The 13,135-nt window shown below is 68.7% G+C and carries 13 protein-coding genes; 4 read left to right on the plus strand and 9 right to left on the minus strand.

Annotated elements, in window-relative coordinates; translation table 11 throughout:
• Positions 1–225: 225 nt before the first annotated feature.
• Positions 226–1,833, minus strand: coding sequence for a glycosyltransferase family 2 protein (locus tag PKD89_RS00500; RefSeq protein ID WP_289010909.1), 1,608 nt, complete (start codon positions 1,831–1,833; stop codon positions 226–228).
• Complete coding sequence (locus PKD89_RS00505; RefSeq protein ID WP_289010908.1) at positions 1,830–2,159, minus strand: hypothetical protein; 330 nt, start codon at positions 2,157–2,159, stop codon at positions 1,830–1,832. The genes PKD89_RS00500 and PKD89_RS00505 overlap by 4 nt, the downstream gene beginning before the upstream one ends.
• Positions 2,160–2,286: 127 nt before the next feature.
• Here PKD89_RS00505 and PKD89_RS00510 point away from each other — a divergent pair, with 127 nt between their 5' ends.
• Positions 2,287–2,751, plus strand: a complete 465-nt coding sequence (locus PKD89_RS00510) for a YbhB/YbcL family Raf kinase inhibitor-like protein (protein ID WP_287389641.1) — start codon at positions 2,287–2,289, stop codon at positions 2,749–2,751.
• Between the two features lie 3 nt (positions 2,752–2,754).
• Here PKD89_RS00510 and PKD89_RS00515 read toward each other — a convergent pair whose 3' ends face one another.
• The 6 genes from PKD89_RS00515 to PKD89_RS00540 all read right to left on the minus strand — a co-directional run bounded on the left by PKD89_RS00515 (position 2,755) and on the right by PKD89_RS00540 (position 8,822).
• A complete protein-coding gene (locus PKD89_RS00515; RefSeq protein ID WP_349257303.1) occupies positions 2,755–3,726 on the minus strand; it encodes an LLM class flavin-dependent oxidoreductase in 972 nt (323 codons plus the stop codon).
• Positions 3,727–3,778: 52 nt separating this feature from the next.
• Positions 3,779–4,546, minus strand: a complete 768-nt coding sequence (gene ppgK / locus PKD89_RS00520; RefSeq protein WP_287389638.1) for a polyphosphate--glucose phosphotransferase — start codon at positions 4,544–4,546, stop codon at positions 3,779–3,781.
• Between the two features lie 30 nt (positions 4,547–4,576).
• Positions 4,577–5,824: a hypothetical protein gene (locus tag PKD89_RS00525; protein WP_287389636.1), complete on the minus strand. Its 1,248-nt coding sequence runs from the start codon at positions 5,822–5,824 to the stop codon at positions 4,577–4,579.
• A gap of 34 nt (positions 5,825–5,858) precedes the next feature.
• On the minus strand, positions 5,859–6,704 hold the full coding sequence (locus PKD89_RS00530) for a class I SAM-dependent methyltransferase (protein ID WP_287389635.1): 846 nt from the start codon (positions 6,702–6,704) through the stop codon (positions 5,859–5,861).
• 328 nt (positions 6,705–7,032) lie between these two features.
• The gene (locus PKD89_RS00535) at positions 7,033–7,485 is read right to left on the minus strand and encodes a phospholipase A2 (protein WP_287389634.1); all 453 of its coding nucleotides are present in this window, start codon (positions 7,483–7,485) and stop codon (positions 7,033–7,035) included.
• 128 nt (positions 7,486–7,613) lie between these two features.
• Complete coding sequence (locus PKD89_RS00540) at positions 7,614–8,822, minus strand: TetR family transcriptional regulator C-terminal domain-containing protein (RefSeq protein WP_287389633.1); 1,209 nt, start codon at positions 8,820–8,822, stop codon at positions 7,614–7,616.
• 113 nt (positions 8,823–8,935) lie between these two features.
• On the opposite strand from PKD89_RS00540, the gene PKD89_RS00545 reads away from it, so the two are divergent.
• On the plus strand, positions 8,936–10,003 hold the full coding sequence (locus PKD89_RS00545; RefSeq protein WP_287389631.1) for a DUF2804 domain-containing protein: 1,068 nt from the start codon (positions 8,936–8,938) through the stop codon (positions 10,001–10,003).
• A gap of 222 nt (positions 10,004–10,225) precedes the next feature.
• Here the strand turns inward: PKD89_RS00545 and PKD89_RS00550 are convergent, their stop codons facing one another.
• Positions 10,226–11,767: an alkaline phosphatase family protein gene (locus PKD89_RS00550; RefSeq protein ID WP_287389630.1), complete on the minus strand. Its 1,542-nt coding sequence runs from the start codon at positions 11,765–11,767 to the stop codon at positions 10,226–10,228.
• An 87-nt stretch (positions 11,768–11,854) separates the two neighbouring features.
• On the opposite strand from PKD89_RS00550, the gene PKD89_RS00555 reads away from it, so the two are divergent.
• Together PKD89_RS00555 and rfbD are read left to right on the plus strand one after the other, a co-directional pair.
• Positions 11,855–12,235, plus strand: coding sequence for a hypothetical protein (locus PKD89_RS00555; RefSeq protein ID WP_287389629.1), 381 nt, complete (start codon positions 11,855–11,857; stop codon positions 12,233–12,235).
• A 36-nt stretch (positions 12,236–12,271) separates the two neighbouring features.
• The gene (gene rfbD, locus PKD89_RS00560; RefSeq protein WP_287389628.1) at positions 12,272–13,114 is read left to right on the plus strand and encodes a dTDP-4-dehydrorhamnose reductase; all 843 of its coding nucleotides are present in this window, start codon (positions 12,272–12,274) and stop codon (positions 13,112–13,114) included.
• Positions 13,115–13,135 lie beyond the last annotated feature (21 nt).

Below are 13,135 nucleotides of genomic sequence, written 5' to 3' on the forward strand. Positions count from 1 at the left end.
CCCCCCGGTCGACATGTCGAGCCTACCGAGCAGTCCGGCGATGTCCAGCAGAAAATCGCGGGTCGCGCAACCCCACCTGCGGCATCCGTCGGGTGTCGAGCTTGGTGCACAGCTGGGCTGGCGAGAACCGCTCGTGTTGCTCCAGACTCCCCTCGATGAGAGCAGAGTCGACCTTCTGGGGGCCCTGACCGAGCACAACCACCCAGGGAGAAGTGTCGGAGGCAACTACCAGTTGGTCGGTTCGATCAGCTGCGCCCGATGGTCGGCCCAGTTGGGGTTGAGGTAGGGGTCCCTGTACACACGGTGGCGCCAGCGATCGTTGATCGCCTCCACCTCCCAGGCGAGAACCTGAGGGTTTCGGCTGACGCTCTCGAAGTGGTACAGCCGGGCATGAGGCGACACGACGATGCGGTATCCACGAAACCGCAGCTTCTGGCACAGGTCGACGTCGTTGAAGCTGGCGGGCAGGCCCTCCCACATGCCACCGACCTCGTCCCATACGTCGCGGCGGATCACGGCGCACGCGGCGGTGACCCCGGCCGCTTCCCGGTCGCACATGAGCACCCGCCGGTTGGCCTCGTCAGTGGGGCTGCGGCCCAGCATCAGGTGGGTGACGCTGCTGTACAGGAACGCATGGCCGGCGTGTTGCAGGTTGCCGTCGGCGAACAGCAGGTGGGCGCCCGCCATGCCGACGTCGTCTTCTCGCAGGAACCCGACCAGCGTGTCGAGCCAGTCGGGGGTGATCACCTGGACGTCGTCGTTCAGCAGGCACAACACCTCGCCGTTGGCGTGAGCGGCGCCCAGGTTGGTCTTCTGGGCAAAGTTGAAGGGCGCATCGAAGGGGACGAGGACCAAACGGTCGCCGAGGATGCCTGACAGCTCTTCGAGCACCGCCGCTGGAGTGTCGGCGTCGGCGACGCACACCAACTCCCACGGCTCGTAAGTGGTCTGGTCCACCAGCGACCGAGCGAGGGCGGTGACGAAGCACCGGCGTTGACCCCACACGGTCGAGGATGTGCCCCGAGTTGGTACGACGAGCGACACCAACGGGGCTGGGCGGTCACGAAAGTGGCGCTGCAGCCGGTAGACCCCGGGCTCCACGTCGACGACATCCGCTTCCAGGCCGACCCGTTTGGCGTGGTCGGCCAATGCTGCTCGGGCGGCGTCATTTGCTTTGGGCTTGGCGTCGATGTGGTCGGCCACCGCCCCGGGCGCCGACCGGCAGTGGTACAGCACCTTGGGGATGTGATGGATCTGCCGGGCCTGCTCGGTGACCCGCAACGCCAGGTCGTAGTCCTGGCTGCCGTCGTAGCCGGGCCGAAACCCGCCGGCGCGCTGCATCAGCGTGCGGCGGATCACCAGCAGGTGGCCCAGGTGCATCTGGCAGCGCAGCCGCTCGGGGCTCCAGTCGGGCTTGAAGAACGGCAGCTCGTGGTGGCGGCCGGTCTGGTCGATCTTGTCCTCGTCGGTGTAGATGACGTCGACCTCTTCGACGGCCTCGATCGCTGCGGTCACCTCCGCCAGGGCGTTGGGGTGTAGCTCGTCGTCGTGGTTGAGCAACGCCACGAATGTGCCGGTGGCGGTGGCCAGCGCGGTGGCGGTCGCTCCGACGACCCCCTGGTTGGCGTCGTGGGTGATCAGCTTCAGGCGCGGGTCGTCGCCCAGCTGCCGTCGGATCTCGTCGAGGCCGGCCGTGTAGGAGGAGGCGTCGTCGACGACCACCCACTCCCACTCCGCCCGCTGGGCCAGCATCGATCCGGCCAGTCGCCGGGCTAGGTCGACGTTGGTGTCGTAGGCCCGGGTGAGGACCGAGATCGTCGGCGGTGGGGTCATGGGCGAGCGCTGCGCCTCGCGCGGATTGCGCCCTCGGCGCGTTGACGGGCCGCCTCGGACCCGGGCAGGCGACGGACCAGCCCGATCGCCTTGCCGGCGATCCGGTTGCGTCGCGTGACCGGTCGCTGCATGGCCAGGATTGTGTGCTCGGCCTCGGTCAAGCGTGCCCGCAGTTCGCCGGCGGTCGCCTCGGCGCCGATCACGGCGTCGCGCAGCCGCCAGATCTCCAGCTGCGCCTCGATGGAGGCGTTGGAGTGTGAGTCGTGGTCGCTGGCGTCGGGGTCGGCTGCGTCATCGGGCGCAGGCGGGTCGGTACGAGAGGACATATCGATCCCAGGTTACGGCAGCCCCCCATCGGGCCTGCGGACTCCCACGGGTGTCCAGGTTGGTCGGCGTGGCCACGGGGTACGGTCGAGTCGTAGGAACGTTCCGCTCATCCGCAAGGAGACCACCATGGCAGACCTGAACCTCGGCGACCTCGCCATCACCTCGAGCGCTTTCGTGCACGGGGACAGGCTGGCCGACAAGTACGCCTACTCAGACGAGAACGTGTCGCCGCCGTTGGCCTGGAGCGACGTTCCCGACGGCACGGCCGAGCTGGTCGTCGTGTGTCACGACCCCGATGCGCCGATGGTCGACGGGTTCACCCACTGGGTGCTCACGGGCATCGAGCCGGACCGTTCGGGCCTGGACGAGGGCACCGATGCGGGCGTGGCCGGGACGAGCACGTTCGGTGAGGAGGGCTACGGCGGACCGGCGCCGCCCCCCGGGCACGGCACCCACCACTACTTCTTTCACCTGTACGCCTTGGACCAGCCTTCCGGGCTGCCGGCGGGCGCCGACCGCTCCGAGGTGATGGCGGCCATCGACGGTCACATCATCGAGCAGGCGCGCATCGTCGGCACGTTCAGCACCTGAGCATCAGCCGAGGCCGGCCACCTCGGCGAGCAGCTCGAGCGACTGGAGGCGACCCTCGACCGAGCGCGAGCCGGGCGCCACGATCAGCTCGTCGGCGTCGGCGTGCGCACGGAAGTCCTCGAGGTACTCGGACACGGTGTCGGGCGTGCCGGCGGCGGTATAGCGCATCATCGAGGCCACCTGGCGTCCGCCGGGCGAGTCGACGACTGCGTCCAGCTCGGCCTCGGAGAATCGGCGCCCGGGCGCAAGCAACGCTGCGATGCGGGAGCGCTTGGCGTGATGCAGCTCCTCGGCGGCCTCCTCCTCGGTGGGGGCCACGATCACGTTGACCGCGGCGATCGCCCACGGTGAGTCGGCCTGCTCGGATGGGCTGAACCGCCCCCGGTAGATCTGGATCGCCTGGGTGAGCGCCTCCGGCGCGAAGTGAGAGGCGAAGGCGTAGGGGAGGCCGAGCTGAGCGGCCAGCTGGGCGCCGAACGTCGATGAGCCCAGGATGTACAGCGGTACGTTGGTTCCAGCGCCTGGGATGGCCTTGACGCCAGGGATCCGGCTCTCCGAGCCGAGGAATCCCTGCAGCTCCAGCACGTCCTCAGGGAACGATTCGGCCGACATCGGGTCCCGCCGGAGGGCGCGCATCGTCACCTGATCGGTTCCCGGCGCCCGACCCAAGCCAAGATCGATTCGGCCGGGGTGGAGCGTGGCCAGCGTGCCGAACTGTTCGGCGATGGTGAGGGGTGAGTGGTTGGGCAACATGATCCCGCCCGAGCCCAAGCGGATCGTTTCGGTGTTGGCGGCCACATGGGCGATCAGCACGCTGGTGGCCGACGACGCGATCGAGGCCATGTTGTGGTGCTCGGCGTACCAGACGCGTCGGTAACCGCTGCGTTCGGCGCACTGCGCCATGGCCACGCTGGCCTCGAGGGCCTCGCGCACGGTGGCATCACCGCGGACGACGGCCAGGTCGAGCACGGACAGGGGAGTGTTCTTCAGACGGGGCACGACCGGTGGAACGAGTGGGGCGGCGGGTCTATTCCGTGACCGGGTGCTTTTGAGTGCTCATGGCCGCACCGACGATGCCGGCTTGGTTCTGCAGCACCGCCGGCATCACGTCGGTTCCGGACGGGACCTCGGCGAGGACGTGCTCGGCGAAGCGGTCGAACTTCCGCGAGACCCCTCCGCCGAGGATGATCAGCTCCGGCGAGAAGAGCATGGTGAGCATCGCCAGGTACTCGCCGACCCGCGTGCCCCAGTGATCCCAGCCAAGGTTGTTGGCCTTGCGTACGGAGGCGGCGGCGTAGTGCTCGGCCTCCTGGGCCTTGAACTCCATGTGGCCCAGCTCGGTGTTGGGCACGAGTTCGCCGTCGACGAAGAGCGCACTGCCGATGCCGGTGCCCAGGGTCAGCAGGATCACGACGCCGCTTCGACCCTTTCCGGCGCCGAAGCGCACCTCGGCCAACCCGGCAGCGTCGGCGTCGTTGAGCACGACACATGGCACGCCCAGCTGCTCGCCGAACAGCGCCTGGGCATCGGTACCGATCCATGACGGATCAATGTTGGCCGCAGTGCGGACGATGCCGCTGCGGACGACCGCCGGGACGGTGATGCCAATCGACGGCGCCCCGCCCAGCTGGTCGACCAGCCGGCTGACGGTGGCGGCCACGAGTTTGGGCGTCGCCGGCTGCGGGGTGTCGATGCGGGGGCGGACGGAAGCGAGTTCGCCCCGCTTCACGTCGACCAGTGCGGCCTTCACACCGCTGCCGCCGACATCGACCCCGATCACGCGTGTGTCACTCATAGCAAGCACCATACCGATGGGTCGGGCGCGCTACCGGGTGACCAGCGGCTGGGTGCGTTCGGTCGACCAGCTGATCAGCCCGGCGACGGTCGATGCGGCGGCCACGACGCCGAAGGCGGCGGTCAGCGTGAGCAGTTCGACCCGGGCGTGAAAGCCAAGCACGGCCCAGTTGAGGGCGGCGATGGCCAGGCGAGCCAGAATGAGCGCCGGGATGACCGGGATCGCCGCCCGCAGCAGACCGTGCGCCAGGTCGATCTGGCCGGCCTCCGTCCGGGTGAGGCCGATCGCCCGAACCGTGCGGAACACGGGCCGCACCGCGAGGTGCTCGGCCCGTTGGGCGGCAAAGATGGCGGCACCGCCAAACGCGGCGATCAGCAGGATCAGCAGCATGAGAATGGGCGTGGCATTGCCCGACCAGAACTGGGCGTTGTAGTCGCGAACTTCGGCTGCGCTGAGCACTTGCACGTCGGGGCCGGCGGCCGCCTCGACCGTGGCGCGATCGGAGGCGAAGGCCACATATCCGAACGGGTCCTGGGGGTACCCGGCTGCGGTCGTGTTGGCGTACACCACCGTGCGGTTCAGCAGGCTCATCGGACGGTCGAAGAACCCGACCACCCGGTAGCGCTCGCCCCGGATAGTGGTGACCTCGCCGAGGGCGTAACCGTCCTCCCGGTCGACAACCACCTCACCCGGCTTCAGCAAGCACCGGGCTTCCCGTCGTTCGCACACACTGGGCCCGGCCACGGGGGGCGACAAGCCGTCGCCGGCCGCACCCGGCCCCAGCACCAGCCCGGTAATCCGCTCGCCGGACTGGCGGGTGACCACCGCCAGGTCGAGGCGAAACGGCACGGCGAGCACCGCTGTGCTTCGGGCGTCGCCGGGCGCAGCACCGGCGAAGCGGCCGAGCGAAACCCGGCTGGTGTCCATGAAGTGGTCGGTGCCGGGTGCCAGTACCCAGTAGGGCGACCCGGCACCGGGCGGCACCAACGCCTCGACGCCCTCGGCCAGGCGGGTCTGCCCATCGCGGATCTCCGATTCGATGGCGAAGGCTGCCGACAACGCGGTAATGCCCAGCATCGGAAGCAGGATGCCGGCGGTCCACAACCGCCACGACGGGCCCGGACGCGTCTGGAAGCCGCGTCCGGCCAGCAGTAGGCGCCGGCGGGAGCGCGGGGTGAGTGCCATGGCCGCGAGAACGAGCACCGCCGCCAGGCATACGGGTACGCCCACCAGGCGCAGGCCGTCGACGACCGAACGTGCCAGCTGGGTCAGGTCCACGCGAGGGAGCTACGGCAGGTGATGACAGTTCAGGTTAGTTGCGCCGGGCGGTAACGATCCAGGTGCCTGCCCCCATCCGGACCACGTCGTCCTCCCGGTGCTCAGCGAGCACTTCAGCGGCGGCGCGAATGGCCGCCGCCCTCACCGATGGGTCGACCGCCGCCAGCCGGCCGGCAGTGCCGGGGTTCTGTTCGAGCACCCGCTCGGCGAGCGGCCCGATGTCGGTCGCTCCGTACAGGACCGCCTCGTCCGGCCCGGGTTCGATCTCCACGTCGGTCAACCCAGCCGACTCGAGTAGCGCGGTCGTCTGGTCGGGCTCGGCGAGCGAGAACGGGCTGGGTTCGCCGGGCCCGGGCGGGGGCGGAAGCTCGAGAACTGCGGCTGCCGCCATCACGGGAGCCACGATGAAGGGGTTGGCCATCGGGGAGGCGAAACACACGAAACCCAGGTGTCCGCCGGGGATCAATGCCCGGGCAATGTTCGAGAAGGCGGCCACCGGGTCGGGATAGAACATGACGCCGCAGCGCGAGAAGGCGAGATCGAAGCTGTCCTCGCCGAGGTCGGCGGTTTGGACGTCGGCCTCAACGAAGCGAAGGTTGGTGAGCTCGCTGGCAGCGGCCCTGCGGCGGGCCTCGCCGAGCATGCGCGCCGACAGGTCGACGCCGACCACCTCGCCGGGCGGCACCAACGCCGCAAGGTCGAAGGTGGTCGTGCCCACGCCACACCCAATGTCGAGCACCCGGTCGCCGGGAGCCGGGTCGAGCCGCCGGATGACTGCGTCCCCAAATGAGGCCAGCGTCGCATCGAAATACTCGACGTGACGGACCCAGGCGTCGCCGACGACGTCGTTCCAGAGCGCCCGTTGTACCTCGTTTGCCATGTTGCATGCTCCTCCGGTGGCACCGCTGGCCAACCACGACAGGCTCGTCATGGCGCATGACCCAGGAACTCAGCTCTGTAGAGGGCCGATCATCACGTGTGGGGTGGTGGGTGATCGGCCTGACGGCCACGACGGTGTGTGTCCATCGTGCGCCCGTTGGGTCGTGAGAGCCAGAGGAAGTTGCCCGGTGTCGAGCGTGACCCACGCCCGCCGTCGACGCAGGCTCGCAAGTACATGTAAATCTTTGGGACCCCGCTCTGCGCGGCTGTGGGGCGCCGAGGTTGGCCTCGACGCCCCACACTGCCCATCGATCACATGACGGCGATGCTCAGTAGTTCAGATTGGCTGGGCCCTTGTAGCTGCCCTTTCCGCTCTTTCGGACTGCGTTGTAGTAGGTGTCGGTGAACCCGGCACACCGCCTGGCGCTCCAGGTCTTGGTGAGGTCGCTGCCGTGCTGCCACTTGCACGAGGCGATCATGTCGGCCTTGAACAACGAGTCGCACGTCTGCCGGCTCACCCAGTATGGGGATGCGCCGGTACGTGATGACCCGCCGTAGCAGCCGTCGTGATGATCGCATGGATGGTTGAAGTTGAAGATGCCCGGCATGCTGTCGGGGATGACCAGGCCGGCGCCGGAGGGGCCACACCCGTTGGACTTCCATGGGTGCGAGCTGTCGTTGCCCGGCGTCGCGGCGTTGGTCCCCGTGTGAGCACCGGCGGTGCCGACGACGGCGAACACCGGCAACAGCGCCATGACGGCGATGGCGAACAGGGAGCGCACGGCTCTCCGGGATCTGGGACGAACGGTGGTTGACATGTCGGGTACCCCCCTGGGTGATTGGTTCGGGAGATCATCTGTCAGGCACCGAGAGGCAATCCATCGCTACGACGCGGCAATTTGCCGCGAAGTCAGCAGGCGGCGAGTGCGTCGATGACCGGCTGGATCCGTTCCACCGAGAATCCGCGGCAGGCTAGGCGAAGTGCCGTCTCTGCCAGGTATCCCGGAAGGTTGCGGTCATCGCAATCGTCCGGCATCGCTTCGGGCTGCAGCATCCCCCCGAGCGCCTGGAGCGTGTCGATGACCACCGGAGCGGGATGCGGATCGTTGACACACAGCAGAAAGAACCGAACCAGCTCGCTCCGGCCGGCGGTGATCGTGGTCAGCGCGCTGACACCGGAGGCCTCCCCGTCGCTCAAGACCATCAGGGCTTGCGCCGCCGAGGCCAGTTCCTCGGCCACCAGCTTCTCGATCGAGCCGATGATCAATTCCAGATGCGGCTCGTCCATTCGCATCCGTTCGGCGAGGGTGGCCACCGAGATCGTGCGACAGGCACCTCCCCGCTGGATTTCCTGGGTCAGCTCGGCGAGTGCCCGGGCGCGAACCTCGAAGATGGTCGACCCCTCGAAGCTCTGGGTGGGCCGGGTGTACCTCGACACCGCCGACTGAAACGGCACCGGTGCCTCGTCGGCGTCCTGGGTCAACGTTGGAAACAGGCCAAGCAGGACAACGCCGAACAGGTCGTCGGTGACCGCTTCCGGGTCGACGGCGCGCCGCACGACCAGCCCCTCGACGAGGGCGCCCATGCAAGCTGCCAGCGTGCCGGTTGAGAAGCCCGGTCGCATCTTGCGCCCCCAGTGGGACAGGAGGGAGTCAAACAGGTCGGCGACGATGTCGTCGAGGTGCCGATAGATCGACCGCAGCTGGTCGGCGACCTCAGGGTCGTTGCGGCCCACCCACAGCGCCAACTGCACCTCGGCGATCGGTTGGGTGGCGACGTCGGCGAAGTACAGCTCGCACATCGCCTTGATCGTGCGGACGGGATCGACCTCCGGGGTTTCGAGAACGCTCGCCTTCATCGCTGCTGCCAGCTCACGGGTGGCGCCGGTGCGTTCGGGGTCGAGCCAGTGCTCCGCCAGGTTTCGCAGCAGCCCCTTGTCGTTGCCGCCCTTCCCAAGCCTGATCAGCGACGAGTGGACGGCGCTGCGCGACATGTGAAGCAGGTCGGCGACCCGTTCGGCGCTGACGCCCTTCTCGAGCACGAGGTAGCCGTTGCTTTGGATGTGATGTGCGGTTGCCCGGGCCAGTTCGGACGCCCGGCTGGAGCCGTCGATGGTCATGGGCCAACCGTGACAGATCTGTAGGTGTGAGCGGCAGCCAAACGAGATCGTGTTGCGGGATCAGACGGGCGGGAGCGACCGGCGCGGGACCGGTCAAGCTACCGTCTCGGGCTATGTCGACGACCCCAACGCACGAGCGGCGGCTGACCGATCCGGTCGATCTGACGAGGCCAGCCGGCTCCCGGCTGAACCCCGGCGGCACCCACCTGAACCCTGACGCCGTCGGGTGGTCCTCCACGCCGCTGCACCGAGCCAACCTTCGAGGCAACTGGGGTCGGAACAAGCGCTGGGACTATTGGGCGGTTCTGGCCGGCGACCTGGTTGTTTCGGCTACCTATGCCGACATCGACTACCTGGGCCTGGCCGATGTCTGGTGGGCCGACCTGGTCACCGGAGAGCACGGAGGCGTCAACGTCGTGTCGCCTCTGGGGCGCGGTTTGGAGATGCCCGAACACCCCGGCACGACGCCCCTCAGGCTGCGCCATAAGGACCTCGACCTGACGATCGACGACGCACACAACGGAACGACCACCATCTCCGCTCGCTGGACCGAGGCCGACGGGTTGCCGGCCGAGCTGGAAGCGCACATCGCATTGCCCGAGGGGCACGAGTCGCTCAACGTGGTGATTCCCTGGAGTGAGAAGCGCTTCCAATACACCTCGAAGCATCAGGCCCGGCCCGCCACCGGACGCCTCACCGTGGGGGGCGTGACGCGGGTTCTGGAGGATGGGCCCCGGGGTGCCTGGGGGGTGCTCGACGTCGGAAGAGGCCGCTGGCCCTACTCCACCCGTTGGAACTGGGGTGGCGGCGCCGGGCGGGCGAGTGGGGACGGGCCGGTGGTCGGCCTTCAGATCGGCGCCAAGTGGACCGAGGGCACCGGGCTGACCGAGAACGGCGTGATCATCGACGGCCGACTCACCAAGATCGGCGCCGAGCTCGGCTGGGAGTACTCGTGGGACAACCCGATGCGGCCGTGGAGGATCACAGATCCGAGCGGCCACCTCGAGCTGGAGCTGACGCCCCGCTACGACAAACACTCCCGCACCAACGTGGGGGTTCTGAGCACCGAGACCCACCAGGTGTTCGGGGACTGGTCCGGCTGGGTGGCCGACGATGACGGCCAACGCGTCGACTTCGACGACCTGCAGGGTTTCGCCGAGGAGTCCCGCTCCCGCTGGTAGGCCAGCGGCGCTCGACCCGGCCGCCGGTCCCAGATCTCACCGAACCGGGGAGTGGAAACGACCGCCTGAGCGACGGCCGGGCTCCCGAGTTCGCCGATCGCTCCCAACCGGGGAGTGGAAACGACCGCCTGGGCGACGTCTGGGCTCCCGAGTTGGCGTTCTTGCGGTGGCTGGGCGGTGCGTGGGGTCAGCCGTGAGTAGGGGGCAGGCGCGAACTCAGGCTCAGGTGAGGTAGATGAGGCCGCCGCCGACATCCCGGTGGGGCACGCCGGTCGCCTCCAACTCGGATGCCCAGCCGCTGGACACCGCCGGATCGCTCTGCTCCATGCCGTGGTCAGCGAGCACCACCACTGCCGTGCGCTCCCGGACGCCTGCGGCGTCGATGGCGGCGATCACGTCGCCCACCCTGGCGTCGGAGTCACGCACTGCCGCCCGGGCGGCCGGGTGATGGGGGCCAACCTCGTGGGCCGCTTCGTCGGTGAGCGACAGGCTGCACCAGCTGAGCGTGGGCAGCGGGTTGCCGTCGACCTGACGCCAGGCGTTGATCGTGTGGGTGACGCTCAGATGGTCGACCGTCGACATGAAGTCGTACTGGTCGCTGCGCAGGCCGGGGTCGTCGGTGAGGTGGGTGACGTCGTCGAGTTCGGGCAGGCCGGAGGTCACGCCGTCGCGCACCAGGGCAAAGGTTGAGAAGCTCGCCCCGGTGTCGCAGAACTCGAAGCTGGCGCTGGTGTAGGCCCCTGGCCGGCTGCGGGCGACCGCCGAGAAGAGCGTCTCGATCGACGGATCGACGTGGCTCGACGAGTGAAACATCTGCTCGAAGGACAACAGGTTCACCTCGGTGTCCCTCTCACGGTCGTACCAGGCGTGGTTGATCACGCCGGAGTGGCCCGGGTGGGCGCCGGTGAGGGCTGTGGTGTGGTTGGCGAGGGTGGCGGTCGGCAACGAGGCGAACACGCCGTGGCCAAACGTGGTGCCACCGGCGGCCAGAGCGGCGATGTTGGGGGCCTCGCCCGAGGCGACCGCGTCGGCGAGCAGGTTGGCGTTGCAGCCGTCGAGCAGGAAGACGACCAGGTGATCGGGGGTCTCGCCGCTGAGCACGTCGACTTCGGAGTCGCCGTCCTGGCGGGCCAGCAGGGCATCGACCCGTCGCCGGCCGGTCGGGCCGACGCCGGCGGGATGGGGCTCCACCCCCAACAGCGCGGCGAGGGTCGGGGCGATGTTCACCATGCGGGTCGCCCGGTCGAGTGTGCCCAGCGGTCGCACGCCGCAACCCGACAGGATCAGCGGTGCCCGTCCCTGGACGGCGCCGAGCGAGCCGTGTTGGCCGACGTTGTCGTGGATCGAGTGGGCGCCGGTGTGGGTGGCCAGAAGGTCGGGTGCGTGGGCGCCATCGAAGAACTGGGCGATCCCGTCGTAGGCGTAGGGATAGGAGTTGTCGACCCGGTCGGGGAAGCGGTGTTGCCGCTCGGCGTCGAGGCCGAGAAAGCGGTCGGTCGCCTGATCGGCCAGCGGGTTGCGACCGGTGACTTCCAGCTCGTCGAAGCGCCACCGTCCGCCGTCCTCGACGCGGCGGAACAACACCGAACCATCGACCGCTGCGGCCCGGTAGGTATCGGGGGCCGGGGACCAGAGAGCCAGCTCCATCCGGTCGGCCAACTCGGGCGTCGTCAGCGCTCGTTCCAGAGTGGCGAGTGCGGTCAACCGCCCGTCCGGTTCGGCGGCGGAATCGGTGGTCGCAAGGTCGAGGGCTTCAAGCTCCATGGGACGGAGCGTAGGGGACGGGCCGAGCGCCCAAGCCTCCCGATCACGAGGCGCTGCGGGTCTGGACGGTCGTGTCACACTGACCTGATGAACTTGACGATCACCCCGCGCCATGCCCGCACCGCGCTCGTCGGTATTCGCGGCTGCGTCGGCGTCGGCGCACTGTTCGCACCGAGCGCGACCGGCAAGCTGATGGGCATCGATGCCGAGGAGAACCCGGCCGCCCCCTATCTCGCTCGCCTGTTCGGCGTGCGGGAGTTGTTCATGGTGGCGCCGTTTGCGCTCGGCGCTTCCGACGACGTGATCGACTTTACGCTGCGGTGCGGGGTGGCGGTCGACAGCGTTGATGCGTTGGCTGCGGTCGCCGCCGGCGTCACGAAGAGTCTGCCCACGCAGGCAGCGGTGATGGCTGGGCTGGTGGCCACGGCTGCGGCCGGTCTGGGTGCCTTTGCCTGCACCGAGCTGTAGGAGCAGCCACTCCAGCCATCGTGCAAGGATGGCCAGATGCGCATTCTGCTTACCGGTGCCCGTGGACAGCTTGGAACCGATATCGCTCTGCGGCTGTCCGACCGCGACGAGGTGTTGGCGGTCGATCTGCCCGAGTTCGACCTGACCGACCGGGACACCTCGCTCGGGATGGTCACCCAGTTCTCGCCCGATGTGATCCTCCACTGTGCGGCGTTCACAGCTGTCGACCGGTGCGAGGCCGAGCCCGAGACGGCATGGCGGGCCAACGCCTTGGCCACCCGGTTTCTTGCCGACGGGGCCCGTCGGGTGGGCGCCCACGTCGTCTACATCTCGACCGACTACGTCTTCGACGGCACCAAGGCCGGCCCCTACCTCGAGTGGGATCGACCCAACCCCCAGTCGGTTTACGGCCGCTCCAAGCTGGGTGGCGAGCTGGAGATCGACGCCAACTGGAGCGTGGTGCGCACGTCGTGGGTGTGCGGCGAGCACGGCCACAACATGGTGAAGACGCTGCTGTCGCTGGGGGAGGGGACCAAGCCGCTGAGCTTCGTCGACGATCAGCTTGGCCACCCCACCTTCACGTCCGACCTGGCCGGCATGGCGATCAAGCTGGGCCGCGAGCGAGTGCCGGGCACGTTCCACTGCACCAACCAGGGTGCGGTCAGCTGGTACCAGTTCGCCCGCACCGTGTTCGACCTGGCCGGGTTCGACCCGGAGCGCATCAGCCCGATCATGACCACCGATCTCGACCCGCCCCGCCCGGCGCCCCGCCCGGCCAACTCGGTGCTCGACAACTTCGCCTGGCGCCATCACGGTTTCGTCGAGAGCCGCCACTACACCGAGCCGCTCCGCGAGCTTTTGGCTGCGCTTCAGGGCTGATTCTCGGCCGAAGGCGCTCGG

Origin of the sequence: Candidatus Neomicrothrix sp., assembly GCF_035329545.1 — a bacterium.
Taxonomy (GTDB): domain Bacteria; phylum Actinomycetota; class Acidimicrobiia; order Acidimicrobiales; family Microtrichaceae; genus Microthrix; species Microthrix subdominans.

Coding starts and splice junctions, on each gene's coding strand:
- PKD89_RS00500 (WP_289010909.1), bottom strand. CDS start 1,833: ATGACCCCACCGCCGACGATCTCGGTCCTCACCCGGGCCTACGACACC.
- PKD89_RS00505 (WP_289010908.1), bottom strand. CDS start 2,159: ATGTCCTCTCGTACCGACCCGCCTGCGCCCGATGACGCAGCCGACCCC.
- PKD89_RS00510 (WP_287389641.1), top strand. CDS start 2,287: ATGGCAGACCTGAACCTCGGCGACCTCGCCATCACCTCGAGCGCTTTC.
- ppgK (WP_287389638.1), bottom strand. CDS start 4,546: ATGAGTGACACACGCGTGATCGGGGTCGATGTCGGCGGCAGCGGTGTG.
- PKD89_RS00530 (WP_287389635.1), bottom strand. CDS start 6,704: ATGGCAAACGAGGTACAACGGGCGCTCTGGAACGACGTCGTCGGCGAC.
- PKD89_RS00540 (WP_287389633.1), bottom strand. CDS start 8,822: ATGACCATCGACGGCTCCAGCCGGGCGTCCGAACTGGCCCGGGCAACC.
- PKD89_RS00545 (WP_287389631.1), top strand. CDS start 8,936: ATGTCGACGACCCCAACGCACGAGCGGCGGCTGACCGATCCGGTCGAT.
- PKD89_RS00550 (WP_287389630.1), bottom strand. CDS start 11,767: ATGGAGCTTGAAGCCCTCGACCTTGCGACCACCGATTCCGCCGCCGAA.
- PKD89_RS00555 (WP_287389629.1), top strand. CDS start 11,855: ATGAACTTGACGATCACCCCGCGCCATGCCCGCACCGCGCTCGTCGGT.
- rfbD (WP_287389628.1), top strand. CDS start 12,272: ATGCGCATTCTGCTTACCGGTGCCCGTGGACAGCTTGGAACCGATATC.